Raw genomic sequence first — 22,498 nt, 5'->3', positions numbered from 1 at the left:
AATTTTATGCTTAATATAAAACAGAAAATGAAACAATAAGGTTATTGATAGGCAAATGAAAAGGTAAATGCTATGCTTATAGCATTATAAAATAATATATTTTCGTTTAACATTTAAAGGTAATTTTTATGGCCCTACCGTCTTTTTTAACAATATATAACGAACTAATTTCAATACCAACAATTAGTAACGTTACTAACAAGAAATTAGATTATTCTAACAAACCACTCATCGACAAGTTAGCCTGTTGGTTTGAAGATTTAGGTTTTGCTATTGATATCCAACCTGTTCCTAATACTCGTCATAAATATAATATGTTAGCTACTTATTCAAATAGCGAAAATAAAACCCAAGGTGGTTTATTGCTAAGTGGACACAGTGACACTGTTCCGTTTGATGATGGGCAATGGAGTAAAGATCCCTTTAAATTAACGGAAGAAAATAATAAGTTATATGGACTTGGCACCGCTGATATGAAAGGCTTTTTTGCCTTTATTTTAGATGCGCTGCGTGATATTGATCTTAAAAAGTTAACTAAACCCATTTATATCCTTGCCACCGCCGATGAAGAAACTTCAATGGCTGGTGCCGCATTTTTTGCGAAGAATACTAAATTACAACCTGACTGTACTATTATTGGCGAACCAACATCGTTAATCCCCATCAGAGCACATAAAGGATTTATCTCTAATTCCATTAAAGTCATTGGTAAATCAGGGCATTCTAGCGATCCCGATAAAGGTATTAACGCTATCGAAGTGATGAATTTAGTCATTGAACGCTTGTTAGTACTAAAACAAAAATTTAAAGAACAATATCATAATGACGGGTTTAGCGTTCCTTACCCTACTCTAAATTTAGGTGTTATTCACGGGGGGGATGCGGCCAACCGTATTTGCGGTTGTTGTGAGCTAGTGATTGATATTCGTGTATTGCCCGATAACGATGTTGATTCACTTTATCATGCGCTTTGTGAAGCACTGCAACCCGTTATGGATAAATATCCAAATCGAATTGCTATAGAATACGAAGTTGCCCCAATTCCGGGCTATGAGTGTAAAAAAGATCATCCAGCATTACAACACATTGAAAAATTAGTCGGTCATAGTGCGCAGACAGTCAACTACAGCACAGAAGCCCCCTACCTAAACCAAATTTCACCAACGATTGTATTAGGACCTGGTTCAATTGAACAAGCACACCAGCCCGATGAGTTTATTTCAATGGACTTTTTAAAACCAACTAAAATAGCAATAGAACAACTAATTAAGGATTTTTGTCTTTAATCTGTTTTTTATTCGCCGATAAAATAACATCGGCGAAATTTTATAAAATAAATCTAACTAAATGGAAAAAGTTGCAAAATCGGTAGCGATTTCAGTATTTGCAAAAACACTTTTTGCTTCATTAACTAACTTTTTATTGTTATTCAAATTATATCTTGGGCTTATATGAGTCATTATAAGTCTTTTGGCATTAGCTTGTTTGGCAATCGTTGCCGCATGTACAGTGGTGGAATGACCACGTTCAATAGCCTTATCAACTAAAGCATGTTCTTGGGTTGCTTCATGAACAAGCAAATCAACATCATTAGCAAGATCAATTGAGGTTTGGCAAGGAATAGTATCACCTAAAATTGCTAACTTTCGGCCTTTTTTAATTTGACCTAAGTAATCTGTGCCATTAATTATTCGCCCATCATCAAGTGTAATTGTTTTACCATTTTTAAGATCGTTATAAAAAGGACCAGCCTGAATATTATCTTGCTTTAATTTATCGATATTAAGCTGAGCAGGTAGATCTTTTTCGATAATACGATAACCAAAACACGGTACACGATGTTGTAATAATTTTGCTTCTACTTGAAACTGATTATCTTCAAAAACGATACAATTTTCTTCAAGCTCAATGATGTTAAGAGGATAGGTTAACCAAGAATAACTAATTTCAATAACAGTTTCGATAAGGATTTTAATTCCTTTCGGAGCGATCAATGTTAAAGGAGATTGATTCTGCATCAAGGAACGGGAAGTTAAAACACCTGGTAGTCCAAACAGATGATCGCCATGTAGATGTGTTAAAAAAATGATCTCAAGTTTAGCAAGACTAAACTTGGCTTTTTGCATTTGCATCTGAGTTGCCTCACCACAATCAAAAAGCCAGAACTTACCCCGCTCTTGCCTAAGATCCAATAAAATACTGCTCACATTACGTTGTAATGTTGGGGAACCAGCACTTGTCCCTAAAAAAGTCAAATTCATAAAGATTTAAACATTTTTACGTTCAATAGTCTGCTCACCCCAGAACAACTTATCCGCTTTGGTTTTAGAAAACGCAATTTTCAACACTTCATCACTACCTTCTGACCAAATTTGTTCGGCAAGTTTTTCATCATGGTTAGCTAGCTCAAAAATAGCCTCAGCAATTTCAATCGAGGTTTCACGAACAGAAGCCCAAGATTTAATATCATGTATTTCTTTTTTATCGATGTTCATTTTGCTACTCCTTTGAGTTGAATTAGAGGTAAAATAAACCTATTTACTGCAAAACACAATAGGCTAAATACGTATGATAACAATTATTTCTCCGGCGAAAACTTTGGATTACCAATCTCCATTATTAACCCCAAATTACACACTTCCTCAATTTATTGACTTAACTAAAAAACTTATTCAAGATTGCAAAAAACTAAGTGTTGAGAATTTAGCTAACTTAATGTCTATTAGCAAAAAATTAGCCGAACTTAATTATGAGCGATTTAAAGATTGGCATAGTGATTTTAATCTTGAAAATGCAAGACAAGCTATACTTGCTTTTAAAGGTGATGTTTATGAAGGATTACATGTTGAAGATTTTACTGATAAAAATCTACAGTTTGCACAATCCCATTTAAGAATATTATCAGGTCTTTACGGTATTTTAAGACCACTTGACCTAATTCAACCTTACCGGTTAGAAATGGGTATCCGCTTAAAAAATGGCGATAACACTAATCTTTATCAATTTTGGGGCGATAAATTAACTCAACACCTTAATAGCGAACTAGCCAAATCATCACATCGCACATTAATCAATTTAGCCTCAAACGAATATTTCAAAGCGATCAAACCAAAAAAATTAAACGCAACTATTATTCAGCCCATCTTTTTAGATCAAAACAAAGATACCTATAAAGTTATCAGTTTTTATGCTAAAAAAGCACGTGGATTGATGAGCCGATATATTATAAAAAATTGCATTGAAAAAAGTGAAGATATTAAAAGTTTTAATCTAGAAGGCTATCAATTTGATTCGAAACGATCAACTGACTTAGAATGGTACTTTATACGCAATCATCAATAAAATAATAATAATGGAATTTCTTACTACATTATGGGCACAGTTTTTATCTACTTTGCCTTTATTTATCTTAATTTTATTAGGATATTTAGCTGTTAAAATTGGTCGTTGGCAAAAAACAGTAACCGACAGCTTAACTAAATTTACTTTTTATATTGCATTCCCCATAATGCTGTTTCAGATTATGAGTCATTTTTCTGAACAGTCGCAAATCGATATAAAAGTGTTATTTGTCTTTTTTGGTGGATCATTTATCGTCTTTGCGTTTGGTTGTTTGGTTGCATCAAAATTATTTAAATTAACAGGTTCAGAAAGTACACTTTTTGCTATGGGTGGTATCTATACTAATACCGTCTTTGTTGGCATTCCCATCATCAAAATGCTACTTGGCGAGAAAGCAATCCCCATTGTAGCCATTATTGTTATATTTAACGCTCTGATTTTATGGACACTTGCTACCGTATCAATTGAATTTGTGCAAATGAGAAAATTTTCAACTAAAGGGATTGTTAAAGCCTTTAAAAATGTATCAAAAAATCCCATTATTATTGGAATTTTTACAGGCATTTTAGTAAATTTTATTGGTTTACCGTTACCTAACTTTATCGATAAATCAACAAAAATGGTGAGTGAGATGACAGCACCTCTTTCATTAATTGTTTTAGGAATGGGGCTGGCTGAATATAAAATTCGAGATAAACTTTTAATTACAACAGCTATCTGCACATTAAAATTGACTGTGTTACCTATTGTTACTTATATTGTAGGTAAGCTCATCGGACTACCAGCTTTAGAATTGCAAGTGGTGGTATTACTCAGTTCGGTTTCAATCGCGATAAATTGTTATATGATGGCAAGGCAGTTTGAAGTGTTGCAAGGCCCTATTGCTTCTAGTTTGCTAATATCAACGACGCTGTCTTCTATCACAACGCCATTGATTTTATCTATTATGTTGCAGTTACCTTTTGCTTAATCTTGATTGAGTATCATTTAATACGTTTAAATTTATTATGTAAAATTAAGGCAAAAATAATAACAGTACTACCAATTAAAAATCGCCCCCAATCAATGGATTGATGCCAAATCACTACATTCACTAAAATTCCTGTTGGGATAACTACATTATTCATAATAGCCAAAGTGCCCGAATCCACTTTGGTTGCACCATAATTCCATAAAAAGTAACACACACCAGAAGCAACTATTCCAAGCCAAATAATAATTCCCCATTGCAAATTAGTTGTTGGTAATTTTGATGCATCACCAAACAGCAGCCAGCCAAAGCTGGCAACAATCACTGCTCCAAAATAAACCCAAGCAAAAGCTTGATGTTGGGGCATTGGATAAACCTCCATAATCCTTTTATACCCTACTTGACCTAATGCAAAAACAATATTGGCGCCCTGAATTAATAAAAAACCGATAATAAAATTGGCACTAATATGATCATAACGAATAATGGCTGCACCAACTACTGCAATAATTGCCATTAAAAGATAGCTAAGCCTTAAAGGATGTTGTTGCAATAGATCATAAATAACCGTGACATAGATTGGTGTAAAAATAGTGAATAATAAAACTTCAGGCACCAAAATATATTGAAAAGAATTATAATAAAAAAAGTACATAATCCCTAATTGACATGCCCCTACTCCCATTAAAAGCAACATCTGCTTAAAACGAATATTTTTAAAACGTAAAAATGGAATAAAAGTTATAAAGGCAAATAGCACTCGCATTACAACAGCAAACCAAGAATCGACTTGTCCACTTAAATAAACCGCAATAAAACTAAATGAGAATGACCAAATAATTGTCACAAAAATAAGATAAAGCATAATTGATGAATATAAAAAATAACTAGATACAGATCGTATCAATTGGCTTAACACTTGTAAACTTTATATCATAAAAATTGATTACTATGAGAAAATAATTGACAACCTGTAAGAACAATTGTCGCTATATACAGTAATTTGAGAAACCACGGTAATGAACACGCATAAAAAAATTTAATAAATAAAATTAAATGTTAGTGATAAAAAATTGACTAACGTAGCCTCTTTGGTGAAAAACCAAAACGTTGTTTAAAGTAAAAAGCAAAACGAGAGCCTGATTCATATCCCACTTCTTGGGCAATTTGTAGGATCGTTTTTTGGGTAGTTTGTAACAGCATTAAACCAAAATTCATTCTTATATCTAAGATAATTTTGGATAAATTATATCCTTCTAAAGCAAGATGTCGTCGTAAAGTTGATTCGCTCATAGCAAATTGTTTAGCAATTTCTGCTGCCTGCCACTTTTTGTCTGGCTGCTGGTTAATAATTTCGCGAATTTTTTGGCTAATTTTTGGGTTATTATTCAGGGGAAAATACACACCAAATGCAGATAATCTAATTAATAATTCAATAAATAAATGTTTAACAAGATTAGAATTGCATTGGTTATGGGTCAATAATTCTGTTTTAATCTGTATTAGTCGAGTAATAAAAGTTTCAGGTAATATTGTTTCAACTTTAATTTTTTTAAGAATTTGACTATTCTGATAAAGATGAGATAAAGCAAATTGGTCTATTAACTGTGCATGCCAAGAATAACAGATGGCTTGATAATCCTTATCATCAATATAAAAATTATTTATATTCATTAAATTACCTGCTGGAATCAGGACTAATTGACCTGTTTTTACCTTAAAATATTCGCCCTCACATTCAATCTGTTTTTCGCCATTTATGACATAGACAATCATTGGATCATTGCTTTGAATCTGCTTTAGGGTTTGATTACAACGTTGTGTTATATAAGTCACTCGACCAATTGAAGCAAAATCCATAATCCTAATAGCCTATTAACCAATATCAACGTGAGTAGGAGTAAATCATATCTGCCTTCGCTATTTGATGCGAATTAGCAATAAAACCAATTAGAGCTGGTGTGGTTTGTTCATCAACCTCAATGTGATCAATGTCTAGTGCATAAAGTGTAAATTGATATCGATGAGTCGAATTTAGCGGAGGACATGGACCACCGTAATTTATCACGCCAAAATCATTACGTACTAACCTACTTCCTTTAGGTAATAAATTGGGATTATTTCCTGCTGATTGTTTAATAAACGGCGTTTGTACAGGAATATTAACAATCACCCAATGCCACCAACCAGAACCCGTTGGTGCATCAGGATCATACATAGTTAATACTAAACTTTTTGTCGCTTTGGGTAGATTTTGCCATGAAATTTGCGGAGATATATTTTCGCCTTGACAACCAAATTGATTGGATATAAACCGAGCAGTAAACCCGCTATCGACAAGATCAGTGCTAGTTAATTGTAATTGTGCCGCATTACTGCAACTTGTACTCAATAATAATGTACTATAAATAATGGCTTTCGCTTTGTACAAAATACGCATGTTGGCTTCTTTTAACGATTAAATAAAAGACATCATAAGGAATTTTCAAGCTATAATCGGCACAAATTAGCTTAAATCTGACACAAATTCGATTAATATTATCATTCTCTTGCGACTAATACTCGTTCAACCGTATCAACAATGGCTTGAGTTTGTGAGTCAATTTCAATTTTGACTTTGTCTCCTACTTACTTGTCAAAAAGGCAAAAGCTTCAATCGGGCTTTCTTTAATACGTTAAATGGTTGGGCGAATGACCATAAAGCTTTTAGCCAAATCAGTGACCGTTTATGATATAAGCGCCATATCTCTTGTCTGTAATAAGGCGTTAGTTTTGTTTTTTATGTATATCCATTACAGCAATTTTTCAAATTACTGTAAACAATGCTAGTAAATCCTAGAGATAAACAGATTTCACCAGCAACTATCCTGTGCAAAGGATTTGCCATTAATGTCTTTTTATGGTGTAACACAGACAGCGCGATAAGTTGAATAGGAAAAATCCCCGAAAACACGAGGTGCACCAACATTCGATATTACCCACATTCCTTTACCTTTATAATCACCACTTAATGACACATCTGCACTCCAATACATATAGCTATCCCAATCGGTTCCAGTATAACCATTGCATTTGGATGCACCACCAGAGCCTGCAGCATTCCAGTCATTGACTATACATCCCCATTCATTCAATATTCCCCCTATCCATCTTCCTCCAGTTTGGTAACTCAATTGACGAAGAGCAGCCCATTTATTCCGTCCAGGTATCCCACCTGACCAACCTCTCCTATTAGTGTTCGTATAATCATTCATATCAGGTATTCGATAACCGCTTCCTAAACTGTGACAATAATTCCTTACAGCTGTTTGAGCATCTGTGCCATTTCCTGTTCCATTATACACAACATTAGGCTGTGCTATATACCAACGCATTAGCCTGAATTCATATAATAATTTGTTCTTACTGCTATCAGCATACAGTTTAAAAGTTACAGGGTTAAAACTTTTATCATTTGAGTTATAACGCGGCCCTTTTAACGTTATCTTCAAACCTGGCTCGCTATACCCATATGGTTTAGGTCCATAATACTCATGCCTCCATCTTGGCGTATTTTCGGTGCTTAATATTAAACTGACATTTCCCCCCTCTTCTGCACTAACTAGATTACCATTGGCTGCTAATACTTCGGCTGGCGTTATACCTTCAAATAACAAATAAAAATACAATCCATGCGATCCTGTACTTGGAAAGTTATTTTCTTTTATGCTTGAGTCATTTTCGTAATTTCCACTATTTGATGCACTCGATACTTTGTACCCCTTCCAAGCAACCCATGTCTCACCATTTGAATTTTCATTATAATAGTCGCCATAAGCAGTGTCATCATGGGCCAAATTGGGTTGTGCATATAATACAGAACAAGGGGTTATATTATTTTTATGTGGTTTAATATAATAAGTGTGCTCTATTGCATTAAAAGTACTTTTTTCAGGTGAACCATACCGTGTTGATAATTCGCCTGAGGTTGCTTTTATCGTTAATTGATAATTTGCAGCACATGAAGTACTTAATAATTCGGTTGGGTTTGCTTTTACGTTTGCTGTTATATCGTTACCCATATTATCTTGCCACTTTACAGTTATACTTCCAGTGGCACTTATATCACCATCGCCATCATCATCGCCCCAATAATTGTATGGAGTACCAATTAAATTATTTAAATCAAAACTTGGATAATAGCTATTCCCTGATGTTGGGAGTGGCACCACTGTTTTTATATCACTAAACTTTTTTATACTTTGTGGTAGCTCTATCGGCTTTATGAAGCTTGATACATCTTCATTTGCTTTTATCTCCATTTCATCTGCTAAAGTTATTGCAAGTAATGCTTCGGTATTTTCTGCCTTAGTTAATCCACCATCAAAGGTTAGATATGGTGCACTACCATTGATTACATTACTGGTTGTCGCACTTAACGCATTTGCTATATTGATATTGGCAGTTAATAATAGACTTATAACAATAAATAATAGTGTGATGGAAAAATGAGATAATAAAAACCTTGAAGATTTTATAAGTAAATTAAAATTCGAATTTAATCCTAAATGAAAAGGCATTAGCGAATTGGTAATGCTTACCATCAATAAATTACGTCTTGTTTTCAATCCAAAAAATAAACTCAAGTGATAGCTAGCTATTAAACAACATGTTAACATGCTTCTAATTCCTTTGTTTCAATATATATTTATTTTAATTTTATATACTCAATATAAAGTATAAATAGGTTAAACGGTTTTTTCAAATTTGAAATTAGGGTATTTGTTAAGGAGTGTAAAAAGATAATTATTGATTCATTAGGGCGCTTTTGTCTGCGATGAAAACCCTGAGAATGTTGTCAAAAAGTTTCAGGTAACTATGTGTTTCAGTATAAAAAGTAATTAAGTATAAAATTTAAATTTTGTTGGGATTGATTTGTCGATAGTTTTCAACGACAAATCAATCACTTCAGATGTTTAAAAGATTAGTGCATGTTACAATAAAAATCTCTCAGATAGAATGTTGATTTAAATGAATTTTTCACTCAAAAGGTTTTAAGGGAAATCAATGAGTTATTATGGTAATATCAAGTGATGATATTTTTCCGCTATTAACCTGGAAACAAAAATAAAAATAAATTTTAGAAATGATTCACGTTGTTTAAAGCAATTTGATAAACGGTTAACATCTTGTAGAATTTAGGGAATTATTTTAATCATAAAGAGTAAATATCACTGATTTTCCATATGCCTTACAATATATTAAATATATCCTCCTTAAATGCCGTTATCTAAAACAAAGATCCTCAAAAATGATTAATTATGGCATAATATGCGCCAATTCATATTTCCGCGACTTCACTCAAAGGCTAATTATTACTTATATGAGTGAAACGCATGTTAAAGAGAGTAAATTCTAGTGTTAAGTACAAATAACATCACAATGCAATTTGGCAGTAAGCCATTATTTGAAAATATCTCAGTTAAATTTGGTAATGGCAATCGTTATGGTTTAATTGGCGCCAATGGCAGTGGTAAATCAACTTTTATGAAAATTATTGGTGGTGATTTAGTGCCAACCTCTGGCAATGTTGCTTTAGATCCTCATGAACGATTAGGTAAGTTACGCCAAGACCAATTTGCTTTTGAAGAGTTTACCGTGCTTGATACCGTAATTATGGGGCATACCGAATTATGGCAGATTAAGCAAGAACGTGATCGCATTTATTCACTTCCCGAAATGAGCGAAGAAGACGGCTTTAAAGTTGCTGATTTAGAAACCCAATACGCCGAAATGGATGGTTATAGCGCTGAAGCTCGTGCGGGTGAATTATTATTAGGTGTTGGTATTCCAATTGAGCAACATTATGGATTAATGAGCGAAATCGCACCAGGCTGGAAATTACGAGTATTATTAGCCCAAGCCTTATTCTCAAATCCCGATATTTTATTGCTTGACGAACCGACCAATAACTTGGATATCGATACTATCCGTTGGCTTGAAGACACCTTAAATCAACGCGAAAGCACCATGATTATTATTTCGCATGACCGCCATTTTTTAAATATGGTCTGTACCCATATGGCAGACATGGATTATGGTGAGCTTCGCATCTACCCTGGTAACTATGATGATTATATGACAGCATCAACGCAAGCGAGAGAGCGTTTATTAGCTGACAATGCCAAAAAGAAAGCACAAATCAGTGAGCTACAATCTTTTGTTAGTCGATTTAGTGCCAATGCGTCTAAATCAAAACAAGCAACTTCGCGCGCAAAACAAATTGAAAAAATTAAACTTGAAGAAGTCAAGGCCTCTAGTCGTCAAAATCCATTTATTCGTTTTGAACAAGATAAAAAACTATTCCGTAATGCGCTTGTTGTTGAAAACCTGACCAAAGGTTTTGATAATGGTCCACTATTTAAAAACTTAAACCTAATGGTCGAAGTGGGCGAAAAAGTCGCTATTTTAGGGACTAACGGTATTGGTAAAACTACATTAATAAAAACACTAATGGGCGAGCTTACTCCCGAACAAGGCGATATAAAATGGTCTGAAAATGCCAATATTGGTTATTATGCACAAGATCACGAATACGAATTTGAAGGCGACTTAACTGTATTTGACTGGATGAGCCAATGGAAGCAGCCAACCGATGACGAGCAAGCCGTACGTAGTATTTTAGGCCGATTGTTATTTTCACAAGATGATATTAAAAAGCAAGTCAAAGTACTATCAGGTGGTGAAAAAGGACGTATGTTATTTGGTAAATTGATGATGCAACGCCCAAATATTATTGTTATGGACGAGCCAACCAACCATTTAGATATGGAATCTATCGAATCACTCAATATGGCATTAGAGCTTTATCAAGGCACGCTATTTTTTGTTTCACACGATCGCGAATTTGTTAGTTCATTGGCAACACGCATTGTTGAAATTACACCTGAAAAAGTCATTGATTACACAGGTAATTATGAAGATTACTTGCGTAGCCAATGGATTGAATAATTAGCCATTACTAAAAATAGCCACAAATACGAATGTGGCTATTATTTTCTTACATTGCGTTAAGATGAGTTTCCCCCATTTTTATAAAATGAATCCCCCCCCTCAATTGACATTGTACAACTTAATTGTACAATAACTCTCAGTAATTACATTTCAATGGGGAATATTATGAGACACGTTAGCTATTCAGCCGCAAGGGCAAATCTAGCAGCAACAATGGATGAAGTTGTTAACGACCGAATGCCAACAATCATTACACGCCAAAATGGCAATAACTGCATTTTAATGTCATATGATGAATTTACATCTTTAGAAGAAACCGCCCGCTTGTACCGTTCACCAGCCAATGCAAAACATTTATTACGTTCATTAGAGCAAATTAACAACGGCCAACTACAGGAACATGATCTACAAGATGAATAAGTTATTTTCAGATGAATCGTGGAATGACTACCTTTATTGGCAAAAAACAGATAAAAAAGTGATTAAACGCATCAATGAACTTATTAAAGATATCAGCAGGACGCCATTTTTAGGTCTAGGCAAGCCTGAGGCGCTAAAATTTAACTTATCAGGTTATTGGTCGCGAAGAATTGATGGAGAACACAGGTTAATTTATAAAATTGAAAATAACTGTATTATTATACTCTCTTGCCGTTATCATTATGAATAATGATAATTCTCACCTTATCAATCTAATCAGACCCAAAAATAGCCACATCAGTGGCTAACTTATTTCAATTAATTACTTAACAAATTAAAACTCTAACTCATCCCACCAAATATCGATAAGTGGACTGGTTTTGACATTTTTTAAGCCGTGACTTTCAAGCCATTTTATGACAACGTCACGATGCTCATCAGTACAGTTGCCGAGTTTTTGAGTACAAATAATCCCTTTCCAATTTAAATAACCACTCCCCTCATAAGCTAAACCATTGGGTTGAATAGCCTCAAGAATAAACTGATCGACAATATTATCTAAAGTTTCTTCAGTTGTACCTTCTTCAAACGACCAACTAATGGTAAAACCTAATTCTTTAAACTCTTCAATGTGTAATTTTTTTCGTAAACGTCTGCTGCGATTTACCATAATAATTTCCTTCTTATTAAATATAAGTTTGCTTATTTTTAGTGTGATTATGTTTATTGGAGGTTTTCACACCATTTTGATTGGATTGCGACGATCGATTTGAAGATGAACTTCTTTTTTTTGCTGGCGCACGCCTTGGTGGCGATTTTTTTACAGGTTCAGCTTTAATTTTTGGATCAACTTCAAACCCTTTGGTTGTTAATTCTGGAATCTTTTTTTTAATTAATTTTTCAATTGCTTTTAATTGTGGCAATTCATCAATGCACACAAGCGAGAGAGCTTGCCCTTGATTCTGCGCTCGACCTGTTCGACCAATACGATGAACATAATCCTCAGCAACTTGAGGGAGCTCATAATTAACAACGTAAGGTAATAACTCTATATCAAGACCTCGAGCGGCAATATCTGTGGCAACCAATGCCCTAATTTGTCCGCTTTTAAAATCAGCTAATGCTTTTGTACGAGCTCCTTGGCTTTTATTCCCATGAATAGCTGCTGATTTAATGCCATCTTTCGTTAATTGTTCCGCTAAATGATTTGCACCATATTTGGTTCGTGTAAAAATTAACACTTGTTGCCACTGATTTTTACCGATTAAATAAGACAGTAGCTCACGCTTACGACGTTTATCAACTCGATGAACATATTGAGTAATTTGATCTGAAGCACTATTGGTTTTTGCTACAGCAACAGATTCAGGTGACTGCAAAATAGATTGAGCCAAAACTTTTATTTCATCCGAAAAAGTTGCCGAAAACATTAAATTTTGCCGTTTTTTAGGTAGCTTGGCAATCACACGACGAATATCATGTATAAATCCCATATCTAACATGCGATCAGCTTCGTCCAACACCAGTATTTTAATCGTTGACAGATCCACCGCATTTTTTTGCTGTAAATCAAGCAATCGCCCTGGTGTTGCAATTAAAATATCCACACCACTGCGCAATTTCATCATTTGCGGATTAATACTCACCCCACCAAAAACTACTAATGAACGAATGGACAAATAACGACTATAATCACGAATATTTTCACCTATTTGCGCAGCCAGTTCGCGCGTTGGGGCTAAAATCAAGGCATATAAAGGACGTTTGCCTTTTTTAGGTTTTGGATTATTAGCTTCTTTTGCTTGCTGTTCAATAAGCTTTTGTAATATTGGTAAACCAAACCCTGCCGTTTTACCTGTTCCTGTTTGTGCACTCGCCATAAGGTCTTTACCAGATAAGATTACAGGTATAGCTTGTTGTTGAATGGGAGTTGGATCGGTATAGTTTTGTTCTTGAATTGCTTTTAAAATCTCAGTATCTAAACCAAGAGAGCCAAATGACATGAAATGTATCCTAAATAAATAAAAAATAAATTATTCATATGTATTATAAAGCAATTCAATAATATTTGTTTGATTATTTTGTAAATTTACTTATCGACTATTATGTATACTAATCCAAATTTTAAAATATTACACAAATCTTTACTTAAAATTATTGGAGCACCTTTAATATATAAATATGTTATAAAAAAGAGTATTGATTTGAATTGTGTTTACCTATTAAGATAGATAAATGATATTTATTATCATTTGCAATTATGTTAATATTTGACTCTTTAATAATAATTTACTGTATTAAACATGCTTTTAAACTTTAGCCACATTAAAAAGTTATTAATTGTCTCAATTTTATCGCTTTTTAGCTTTAATTGTTTTGCAAAAGATGATATCACTTTTGCAAACTTCCGAGATATACGCGATTTGAATCCACACCTTTATGGAGGTGAAATGTGGGCTCAAAATATGCTCTATGAGTCGCTTGTTCATTATAATCAAGATGGCACATTTTCTCCTTGGCTTGCCGAAAGCTGGACTATTACAAACCAAGGAAAAACCTATACGTTTAAACTGAGAAAAGATGTTACCTTTAGTGATGGTGTTAAATTCGATGCTCACAGTGCAAAATTAAACTGGGATGCTGTCCTGTCAAATAAAGTGCGCCATACATGGCTTGAAATGGTACGTTTAATTACTGAAGTCAAAGCGGTAGATGATTATACTCTTCAAGTTAATCTGTCAGAGCCTTACTACCCGTTTTTGATTGAAATTGCAGTAACCAGACCCATGCGCTTTATTTCACCGAATTCAATGATCGATGGTGAAACAAAAAATGGCGTTAAATCTTATATTGGTACAGGCCCTTATATTTTAGGTGATCATAAAAAAGATCAGTATGCTGTTTTTAACGCAAATCCTAACTATTGGGGTGAGCAACCAAAACTGAAAACTGTTACCATGAAAGTTATAGCAGACAACCAAAGCCGTTTAATGGCACTTGAAAAAGGTGAAATTGATTTAATTTATGGTAAAAATATGGTGGATGCCGATTCATTTGAACGTTTTTCAGAAATTGATAAATTTCAAACATTAATGTCAAAACCTGTATCAAGCCGTATCGTATTGATGAATACCACTCGACCCGCTTTAAGCGATGCTAATGTGCGCCGAGCAATCGAACATATCATAAATAAAAAAGATATTTCGGAAGGTATCTTCAATGGTAGCGAAGCGCCAGCTGATACATTAATGGCTACTAATATTCCTTATGCAAATATTGGGTTAAAACCTTACGAATATAATATTAAATTAGCCGAAGAACTACTTGATAAAGCAGGTTGGCTAAAACAAAAAGGTCAGAATTACCGTCAAAAAGATGGCAAATCATTTGAAATAACTCTTTATTATGATAGCAATACTGCATCTCAAAAAACCATCGCACAATATATGCAAGATGAGTTTGAACAGGTTGGTTTAAAACTTAACATTCATGGAGAAGAAGAACAAGGTTATCGTGATCGCCAAAAAGCTGGTGATTTTGATATGGTATTTGATATTTCTTGGGGAATGCCTTATGACCCACAATCTTTTATGTCTGGCATGAAATTACCAGTATATGGTGATTATATGGCACAACAAGGATTGAAAGAGAAAGCTCAAATTGATGCAAGCATTAGTAAAGCATTAATTTCAACTGATGAAAAAGAACGTCAAGATCTTTACCGTTATGTGCTTGAAACATTGCATAACCAAGCGGTCTATATTCCGTTAACTTATGAACGCAACCGAGCTATCGCCATAAAATCACTAAAAGGTATTGAATTTGCTCCTTCGCAGTTTGACATTCCCTTTGAGAAAATGCATTTTTAATTTATTTTGTTAGTTAGTAATAATGTTAAATTACTTTTTTAAACGTTTAATTATGATGATACCGATTATTATCGGTATCTCGTTTATCGCTTTTCTACTTATTAATTTAGCCCCTTCTGATCCTGCTGAAGTAGCATTACGTTTAAATGAAATTATGCCCACGCCTGATGCTATTGAAAGTATGCGCCTAGAGTTAGGTTTAAATGAACCATTTTGGAACCGTTACATCAGTTGGTTATATAACGTTTTTCAACTTGATTTTGGTCGTTCTTTTGTACATCGAGATAGGCTAGTATTAGATGAGATCATTCGAAGCTTACAACCAACACTGCTTTTAGCATTATCTTCATTTATTTTTACGTTGATTATTAGTCTGATCTTAGGCATTTTATGTGCCATTTTTGTTAATTCAGTTTTTGATCATATTTTACGTATTATAATTTTTTTAGGCACGGCTATGCCGAGCTACTGGCTTGGGCTTTTATTTATCTGGTTTTTTGCTAATTATTTAGATTTACTTCCAACTAATGGATATGGCACATGGCAAAATCTAATCCTACCAACTTTAACGCTATCATTCGTTTATATTTCAACCTATATTCGTTTTATTCGTAATAACATGCTAGAAAACATGCGTAACTACTCCGTTTTTTATGCACGTAGCCGAGGACTAAAAGAACGAACAATTATTCTTAAGCATGTATTAATCAATTCGTTACATACCACTATTACCGCATTAGGGATGACAATTCCGCAATTAATTGCTGGCTCATTTGTGGTTGAATATATATTTTCCTGGCCAGGACTTGGACGGTTATGTATTGCAGCTATTATGAATCGAGACTACCCCGTTATCCAAGCTTATATTTTAATTATGGCAATATTATTTGTGGTATGTAATTTTATTGTCGATGTTATTCATCATTTACTAGATCCTCGTTTACGTGATAATGGTGGTTTGTCATGAATGTACTTAAGCAGGTTTGTAAAAATAAAACTGCATTATGTTGTTTAATTATCATTGCAACTATCATTATATTAGGTATTTTAGCCCCTTATATTACACCATTTGATCCCAATAAAGTACGTATTATTCGTAAATACGCCCCAATGTCTGCTCAGCATTGGTTAGGTTGTGATCATCTTGGACGTGATATTTTTTCAAGACTACTTTATGGCATTCGCTCCACGTTATTTTTGTCATTATTAACCATGATTATTACCATTGTTATTGGTGCAATAATTGGCCTAATTTCAGGTTATAAACGAGGTAAACTTGACGAGTGTATTATGCGTTTATGCGATATTATGCTCTCTTTTCCTAGCCAAGTAATGATTCTTGCTATTGTAGGCGTACTTGGTGTGGGTATTGAGAACGTTATTATTGCCAATATTATGGTCAAATGGGCTTGGTATAGTCGTATGATTCGCAGCTCGGTTATCAAATATAGCCGTAAAAACTATATTTTATTTTCCCGCGCAATTGGCGCACCACATTTATTTATTATTCGCCGTCACTTATTACCAAATGTAATGTCAGAGTTAGTTGTGTTAGCCACACTAGATACTGGTTGGGTAATTTTAAATATTTCAGCTTTATCTTTCATAGGGCTTGGCATACAAGCACCAACTCCAGAATGGGGACTAATGCTAAGTGAAGCAAAAAACGTTATGATGCAGCATCCTATGCAAATGCTCTACCCCGGAATTGCAATATTAATTGTGGTTGCTGCATTTAATATGCTTGGCGATTGTTTACGTGACATTCTTGATCCTAAGGAAAAAACAGCATGAATAATAAATTACTTGAGGTTAAGAATCTTACTGTAACACTGGATAATGGCAAAACAGTGCTTAATGATATCTCCTTTTGCCTTGAGCATCATCAATGTTTAGGTATTGTGGGCGAAAGTGGCTGCGGTAAAAGTTTAACTAGCAAAGCTATTATCGGTTTATTAGAGCCCTACTTTTCGGTTCAAGGCAAAGTTTTATTTAACCCTAAACAGTCTAAAATAGCATTACAATCAAATGGTGATTTATTAAAACAAAACCATGAAACATTACGCCATATTCGTGGCAATGCTATTTCGGCTATACTACAGCATCCAATGAATGCTTTTGATCCGCTTTATTGTATTGGCAATCAAGTGGTTGAAACGTTATTGGCACATCTGACAATTAGTAAAAAACAAGCTATTGAAAAAACATTAACTATGATTGCTGACATTGGTCTTAATGATCCAAAACAAATCTTTAAGAAATACCCGCATCAGTTAAGTGGTGGCATGTTACAACGAATCATGATCGGAATAGCATTAATGCTTGAACCTGAATTAATTATTGCCGATGAACCAACCACAGCGTTGGATTCTATTAGTCAACTTCATATTCTGCAATTATTAAAAAATATCAAACAAAAATCGAAAACAGCAATGATATTTATCTCGCATGATTTAAGTGTTATTCACCATATCGCTGATCATATTATTGTAATGAATCAAGGCCAGATTATAGAACAAGGTAGTTGCGATCATATTTTTTATCATTCTAAAAATGATTATACACGTTACTTAATTGATACTCGTAAACAGTTATTAGCCAAATTTAACGCCGTTATCCACCCAAATAGATTGGAGACTATCTAAATGACGCCGTTATTACAAATTAATAATCTCAAAAAATCTTTCTTACAACCTAATCAAGGTTTATTTAATCGCAAAAAAACGCCAATTATTAAAGATGTTTCTTTGTCTTTATACCAAGGCGAATGTTTAGGTATTGTAGGAGAAAGCGGAAGCGGTAAAAGTACACTTGGAAAACTAATTTTGGGGCTTGAAAAACCTGATAGTGGCAAAATTTATTTTAATGGGCAAGATATAGGACAACGTGCATGGCGAAAGTCTCCAATGCGACGAGAAATAAGCGCTGTGTTTCAAGACTACAACACTTCAGTTAACCCTTATTTTACCGCTGCTGAAATTATTGCCGAACCCATTTATATTTATGACAAACTTACTGCAAGCCTACTTAAAAAGCGAGTAATTGAACTATTAGAACAAGTAGGATTAAATGAATCATTTTATCATCGATTTCCCCACGAAATGAGTGGTGGACAATTACAACGTATCTGTATTGCACGAGCAATTGCCTGTTCACCTAAATTTGTTTTATTTGACGAGGCAGTAAGTTCACTTGATATTACTGTTCAAACTCAAGTTTTATCGTTATTAGTTGATCTGCAAAAACAGTTAAATTTAACAACCATTTTTATTACACATGATTTAGCGACTATCACTTATCTTTGCGATCGGGTGATCTTCTTTTATCAAGGACAGATTGTCGAACAAGTTGATAAAATAGCCAATTTAAATCAGGTTAATAATATTTATTCTAAACAACTTCTTAAATCTATTTTAGGTTTTTAAATTATGGCAACTCAATCTATCGTTAATAAACAATATCGTTTTAAAGATTACTTAGCGCTAGTTATTCCGTTTATTATTTCAACTATTACAACTCCATTACTGGGCGTGGTCGATACCGCATTGGTTGGACATTTACCCAATCCAGCCTTTATTGCAGGCATTGCTGTTGGCGCTGTTATTTTTAATACTATTTATTGGCTTTTTGGCTTTTTACGAGTTAGTACCACTGGTTTTGCAGCACAAGCATTAGATGACCCGTTACTGTTGCGAGCATCTTTAATTCGCCCTTTATTTATAGCTATATTTTTAGGAATTATTTTTATCATTTTTCAACAGATGATATTTTCTTCCTCAATGCACATTATCAAACCTAATGAAGAAGTAAAGCATTACGCGGATATTTATTTCTCTGTCTTAATTTGGGGAGCACCGTTTGTCCTTATCAACTACGTTTTAGTTGGTTGGTTAATGGGAATGTCTAAAGTAAAGGCTGTGCTATTTCTACAAGTATTAATTAATCTGCTTAATATTATTATGGCAGTAATTTTTGTTTGGGGCTTTCATTGGGATGTGCAGGGAGTTGCCTTTGCAACACTAATTGCCCAAATAATTTGTACTTTGTTAGGCATTTGGTTTATTTATCGTAATTTACCGAAATCCAATCAACAAACTGATTTAAAATCGATACTATCTTGGCAATCATTAAAAGGAGTGATTTTAGTTAATACCAATTTGATGATTCGTACCATTTGTTTATTAATCGTTACCAACCATTTTATCTCGATTGGTTCGAGTTTTAGCACCGAAGTGTTAGCTGCTAATGCCGTTTTGTTTCAAATTCACTATTTAATGGCTTATTTGTTTGACGGGTTTGCCAATGCCTCAAGCGTTTTTAGCGGTAAGGCGAAAGGTACTAAAGATATTAAGTTATATAATCAAACCTTACATTGGTCACTGCAAGCTTGTATTATTTGTCCTCTAATATTAATTGCTTTATGGTTTGGATTTAATACAACAATTATTAAATTATTAACCAATCAAACCGAAATCATCACAATCTGTTTGCAATATCAATATTGGCTTACTATCTTTCCTATTGTGGTTGCAGGTGGTCTTATCTATTATGGCGTTTTTTCTGGGATCAGTTACACTTCTTCTATTCGTGATTCTATGATTCTTGCCTTAATTTTATGGCTGATATCACAATATATCTGTGTACCAATATGGGGAAATAATGGATTATGGCTTTCTTATATTTTATTTAGCTTAGGTAGAACTTTATTTTTAGTAATGTGGGTAAAAAAATCTAAAAGATATATTCTAAACTAAATAACCAATTATCTTTTGAAAGTCTAGAGTATTTATACCGTTCAAAGCATTAATTAGATAGTTTATATAAAAGATAATACAAAGCTTTTGTTTCTGAATTAACCTGTTGTGTAAGCAACTATACCATTTTGTATTTTTAAAATATATCGTATATTTTAAATAGTTAAATCATAGCTATGGTTTAATAAACTTACGATTTGTTCAAACGGCACAGAACCGTCGAGCATTATTGTGATCCAGTGATTTTTATTCATATGATATGCGGGTAATATATCTGAATTAATTTTTATTATAGAAATTAATTCAGGATCAGATTTAACATTAATTATTTCCACCATATCTTTTGAATTTAGACCTAACTTATTCTTTCCCACTGACATAATTAACCCCAACCATTTAGCATTAGTTTTATGTCTAATAACCTGATAGTTAGTATAATTTTCAAAAGGGTGGTCAATTTGAATATTGTTCAAAGTATGAGCATATTCAATTAATTTATTCTTAAGGCTTATTGTTATTTTTCTTTTTCAATTCACCAAATCTAACACAATAATATAAACAGCTTATTTAATATATAACATGCTAATTAAGCCTTATAAAATCATTGTTATACATGATAATATCAAAATAAAGTGTCAACAATAGCTATAAATTTAACCTATTTATTTTTGTTCTTTACAAATTTCATCTATTGATAACGTTGCTGGCACATTACGATCATCATTGAATTGAAAACGAAATAAAAACCGAATATCATAAGCACGTAATACTTCAATCACGTCTTGCTTATTACAAAATTGAGCATTAAGCCCAAGCCTGATATTTTCTGTAATGTCTACTATTGATACACTTTGGCTATCGGTCGGCATATTATATTCAAAAACAATATTATTAAGGTTACCAAAAATGTTAGTTATTTCATAACCCGCATCCACTTTAACCGGAAATTCGCCACCTTCACCTAATATCGACCTTTTTGCACTATCAGCAAAAGCTTTAGTTATGTTTGCTGACGGTGGTAATTCAGCACTATACGCATTCGAAATTGTAAAAAGAGCAGAAAGTAACACTACCAATTTCATTAGCTTTTTCACTTCAATATTCCTTACTTTTAGATTTAACAGTCATATTGATTTTATTATAAAAAACATCTAAATGAAAAACAAATCAAATAAATTCACAACAAAATAAGCGGTTTATAAAATAACTATATGAAAGAATTGATATTTATACTTAATAGTCATATCGTTATACATACGTCACAATTAATTGCTGACAACTAAAAAATATCATTTTAAATCGATACAATCAAAAAAGGTAACCATATTGGCTACCTTTTAATAGCATTAACTGAATAAAATTACTTTTTATGTGGATGAGGATCTTTAACTGAATCACCCTGTCCAGACATAATATACCAACCATTTTTGCTGTGCGGTTTTTTATTATAATCAGGGCAAGGAGGTAACGATTTCTTACTTTGGTTAGAATAAATATAGCCACAGTCAGCGCACTTATAAGTGCCAGACGAAACATCACTACCGTATGGAGCAAATTTTTGTACCATTATAAGTCCTCCTAATAAATTAGTGATAAACCCAATGCTTATCACTGTTATATCTAACCGCTGATTTAAGAAAAAAGCAAGTGTAGTTTTTTAAAAATTGCTCAATAAACAAGTCTTTTTAGGTGATATAAAAACCATCAGGTAGAGTATTGATTTTATTAAATTTTTATTTATCAGTTGCCAAGCTGTTTGTTAATATTTCTAATTCTACAGATATATCTGAAATAGAAATCAAACAAGTTGTGTAACTATCCCCTAAAATAGTACAGCAAAAAAGTAGAAAATTCTCTATGATAAAATAAAAGGGGGATTTAATTATGAAAAAAATGACTGAACATCAAATTGTCGCTATTTTAAAAGAAGCTGAAGCGGGTATTCCAGTTAAAGAGCTGTGCCGTAAATATGGCATGGGTAATTCAACTTTCTATAAATGGCGAGAAAAATACGGCGGAATGGAAACTTCGGATATCAAACGCTTAAAGGAGCTGGAGGCTGACTAACAAAGCACTATTTGAATATATTGAAATCTATTATAATTATATACATCATCAAGGTGGGCTCTGTCTAATATTTTGGTGAGAAT

At 33.4% G+C, this 22,498-nt stretch carries 22 protein-coding genes and 3 pseudogenes; 13 read left to right on the top strand and 12 right to left on the bottom strand.

Annotated elements, in window-relative coordinates:
- Nucleotides 1–122 precede the first annotated feature (122 nt).
- Complete coding sequence (gene argE / locus A9G32_RS11025; protein ID WP_141672699.1) at nucleotides 123–1,286, top strand: acetylornithine deacetylase; 1,164 nt, start codon at nucleotides 123–125, stop codon at nucleotides 1,284–1,286.
- A 57-nt stretch (nucleotides 1,287–1,343) separates the two neighbouring features.
- Here argE and rnz read toward each other — a convergent pair whose 3' ends face one another.
- Both rnz and A9G32_RS11015 read right to left on the bottom strand, forming a co-directional pair.
- The gene (gene rnz / locus A9G32_RS11020) at nucleotides 1,344–2,261 is read right to left on the bottom strand and encodes a ribonuclease Z (protein ID WP_065589807.1); all 918 of its coding nucleotides are present in this window, start codon (nucleotides 2,259–2,261) and stop codon (nucleotides 1,344–1,346) included.
- Between the two features lie 6 nt (nucleotides 2,262–2,267).
- Complete coding sequence (locus A9G32_RS11015) at nucleotides 2,268–2,495, bottom strand: YccJ family protein (protein ID WP_034910542.1); 228 nt, start codon at nucleotides 2,493–2,495, stop codon at nucleotides 2,268–2,270.
- A 73-nt stretch (nucleotides 2,496–2,568) separates the two neighbouring features.
- On the opposite strand from A9G32_RS11015, the gene yaaA reads away from it, so the two are divergent.
- Together yaaA and A9G32_RS11005 are read left to right on the top strand one after the other, a co-directional pair.
- Nucleotides 2,569–3,342, top strand: a complete 774-nt coding sequence (gene yaaA, locus A9G32_RS11010; RefSeq protein ID WP_065589806.1) for a peroxide stress protein YaaA — start codon at nucleotides 2,569–2,571, stop codon at nucleotides 3,340–3,342.
- A gap of 10 nt (nucleotides 3,343–3,352) precedes the next feature.
- On the top strand, nucleotides 3,353–4,312 hold the full coding sequence (locus A9G32_RS11005) for an AEC family transporter (RefSeq protein WP_065589805.1): 960 nt from the start codon (nucleotides 3,353–3,355) through the stop codon (nucleotides 4,310–4,312).
- Nucleotides 4,313–4,325: 13 nt separating this feature from the next.
- On the opposite strand, the gene A9G32_RS11000 is transcribed toward A9G32_RS11005, so the two are convergent.
- The 5 genes and pseudogenes from A9G32_RS11000 to A9G32_RS10985 all read right to left on the bottom strand — a co-directional run bounded on the left by A9G32_RS11000 (nucleotide 4,326) and on the right by A9G32_RS10985 (nucleotide 8,970).
- Nucleotides 4,326–5,219: a carboxylate/amino acid/amine transporter gene (locus tag A9G32_RS11000; protein WP_218055899.1), complete on the bottom strand. Its 894-nt coding sequence runs from the start codon at nucleotides 5,217–5,219 to the stop codon at nucleotides 4,326–4,328.
- A gap of 170 nt (nucleotides 5,220–5,389) precedes the next feature.
- Complete coding sequence (locus tag A9G32_RS10995) at nucleotides 5,390–6,172, bottom strand: AraC family transcriptional regulator (RefSeq protein WP_065589803.1); 783 nt, start codon at nucleotides 6,170–6,172, stop codon at nucleotides 5,390–5,392.
- A 25-nt stretch (nucleotides 6,173–6,197) separates the two neighbouring features.
- Nucleotides 6,198–6,752: a YbhB/YbcL family Raf kinase inhibitor-like protein gene (locus A9G32_RS10990; RefSeq protein ID WP_065589802.1), complete on the bottom strand. Its 555-nt coding sequence runs from the start codon at nucleotides 6,750–6,752 to the stop codon at nucleotides 6,198–6,200.
- Between the two features lie 101 nt (nucleotides 6,753–6,853).
- Nucleotides 6,854–6,940 (bottom strand): annotated as a pseudogene (locus A9G32_RS13725) (riboflavin synthase); the annotation flags it as partial.
- Between the two features lie 269 nt (nucleotides 6,941–7,209).
- Nucleotides 7,210–8,970, bottom strand: coding sequence for a hypothetical protein (locus A9G32_RS10985; protein WP_065589801.1), 1,761 nt, complete (start codon nucleotides 8,968–8,970; stop codon nucleotides 7,210–7,212).
- A 739-nt stretch (nucleotides 8,971–9,709) separates the two neighbouring features.
- Between A9G32_RS10985 and A9G32_RS10980 the strand changes: the two genes are divergently transcribed.
- The 3 genes from A9G32_RS10980 (at nucleotide 9,710) to A9G32_RS10970 (ending at nucleotide 11,975) form a co-directional block, all read left to right on the top strand.
- Complete coding sequence (locus tag A9G32_RS10980; RefSeq protein WP_065639642.1) at nucleotides 9,710–11,302, top strand: ABC-F family ATPase; 1,593 nt, start codon at nucleotides 9,710–9,712, stop codon at nucleotides 11,300–11,302.
- A gap of 168 nt (nucleotides 11,303–11,470) precedes the next feature.
- The gene (locus tag A9G32_RS10975) at nucleotides 11,471–11,725 is read left to right on the top strand and encodes a type II toxin-antitoxin system prevent-host-death family antitoxin (RefSeq protein ID WP_065561203.1); all 255 of its coding nucleotides are present in this window, start codon (nucleotides 11,471–11,473) and stop codon (nucleotides 11,723–11,725) included.
- Nucleotides 11,718–11,975, top strand: coding sequence for a Txe/YoeB family addiction module toxin (locus A9G32_RS10970; protein WP_065561202.1), 258 nt, complete (start codon nucleotides 11,718–11,720; stop codon nucleotides 11,973–11,975). Before A9G32_RS10975 ends, A9G32_RS10970 begins: the two co-directional genes overlap by 8 nt.
- 84 nt (nucleotides 11,976–12,059) lie before the next feature.
- On the opposite strand, the gene A9G32_RS10965 is transcribed toward A9G32_RS10970, so the two are convergent.
- Entirely contained in the window at nucleotides 12,060–12,395 is a 336-nt protein-coding gene (locus A9G32_RS10965; protein WP_065589799.1) for a YggL family protein, read from the bottom strand.
- Between the two features lie 55 nt (nucleotides 12,396–12,450).
- Nucleotides 12,451–13,728, bottom strand: a pseudogene (rhlE, locus tag A9G32_RS10960) (ATP-dependent RNA helicase RhlE); the annotation flags it as partial.
- Nucleotides 13,729–14,028: 300 nt separating this feature from the next.
- On the opposite strand from rhlE, the gene nikA reads away from it, so the two are divergent.
- The 6 genes from nikA to A9G32_RS10930 are packed head-to-tail and all read left to right on the top strand — an operon-like array spanning nucleotide 14,029 to nucleotide 20,348.
- Nucleotides 14,029–15,594, top strand: coding sequence for a nickel ABC transporter substrate-binding protein (gene nikA, locus A9G32_RS10955; RefSeq protein WP_065589798.1), 1,566 nt, complete (start codon nucleotides 14,029–14,031; stop codon nucleotides 15,592–15,594).
- A 22-nt stretch (nucleotides 15,595–15,616) separates the two neighbouring features.
- Nucleotides 15,617–16,561 (top strand): nickel/cobalt ABC transporter permease, encoded by a 945-nt coding sequence (gene opp1B / locus A9G32_RS10950; RefSeq protein WP_065589797.1) that lies wholly within the window; start codon nucleotides 15,617–15,619, stop codon nucleotides 16,559–16,561.
- Entirely contained in the window at nucleotides 16,558–17,388 is an 831-nt protein-coding gene (gene opp1C / locus A9G32_RS10945) for a nickel/cobalt ABC transporter permease (RefSeq protein WP_065589796.1), read from the top strand. Before opp1B ends, opp1C begins: the two co-directional genes overlap by 4 nt.
- On the top strand, nucleotides 17,385–18,239 hold the full coding sequence (locus A9G32_RS10940; protein WP_065589795.1) for an ABC transporter ATP-binding protein: 855 nt from the start codon (nucleotides 17,385–17,387) through the stop codon (nucleotides 18,237–18,239). Before opp1C ends, A9G32_RS10940 begins: the two co-directional genes overlap by 4 nt.
- Nucleotides 18,240–19,019, top strand: a complete 780-nt coding sequence (locus A9G32_RS10935; RefSeq protein WP_065589794.1) for an ABC transporter ATP-binding protein — start codon at nucleotides 18,240–18,242, stop codon at nucleotides 19,017–19,019. It begins immediately after the preceding gene.
- A gap of 3 nt (nucleotides 19,020–19,022) precedes the next feature.
- A complete protein-coding gene (locus tag A9G32_RS10930; protein WP_065589793.1) occupies nucleotides 19,023–20,348 on the top strand; it encodes an MATE family efflux transporter in 1,326 nt (441 codons plus the stop codon).
- A 155-nt stretch (nucleotides 20,349–20,503) separates the two neighbouring features.
- On the opposite strand, the gene A9G32_RS10925 is transcribed toward A9G32_RS10930, so the two are convergent.
- From A9G32_RS10925 to A9G32_RS10915, 3 genes are all read right to left on the bottom strand, one after another.
- Entirely contained in the window at nucleotides 20,504–20,821 is a 318-nt protein-coding gene (locus tag A9G32_RS10925) for an MmcQ/YjbR family DNA-binding protein (RefSeq protein WP_218055898.1), read from the bottom strand.
- A 189-nt stretch (nucleotides 20,822–21,010) separates the two neighbouring features.
- On the bottom strand, nucleotides 21,011–21,442 hold the full coding sequence (locus A9G32_RS10920; protein ID WP_065589791.1) for a hypothetical protein: 432 nt from the start codon (nucleotides 21,440–21,442) through the stop codon (nucleotides 21,011–21,013).
- A 266-nt stretch (nucleotides 21,443–21,708) separates the two neighbouring features.
- Entirely contained in the window at nucleotides 21,709–21,915 is a 207-nt protein-coding gene (locus A9G32_RS10915; RefSeq protein WP_034910630.1) for a hypothetical protein, read from the bottom strand.
- A gap of 317 nt (nucleotides 21,916–22,232) precedes the next feature.
- Here A9G32_RS10915 and A9G32_RS10910 point away from each other — a divergent pair.
- Nucleotides 22,233–22,412, top strand: a pseudogene (locus A9G32_RS10910) (transposase); the annotation flags it as partial.
- Nucleotides 22,413–22,498: the final 86 nt, after the last annotated feature.

Source organism: Gilliamella sp. Gris3-2 (assembly GCF_001690345.1).
Classification (GTDB): domain Bacteria; phylum Pseudomonadota; class Gammaproteobacteria; order Enterobacterales; family Orbaceae; genus Gilliamella; species Gilliamella bombi.
The sequence above is the reverse complement of the archived record's forward strand: the minus strand, read 5'-3'. Positions and strand labels throughout refer to the sequence as shown.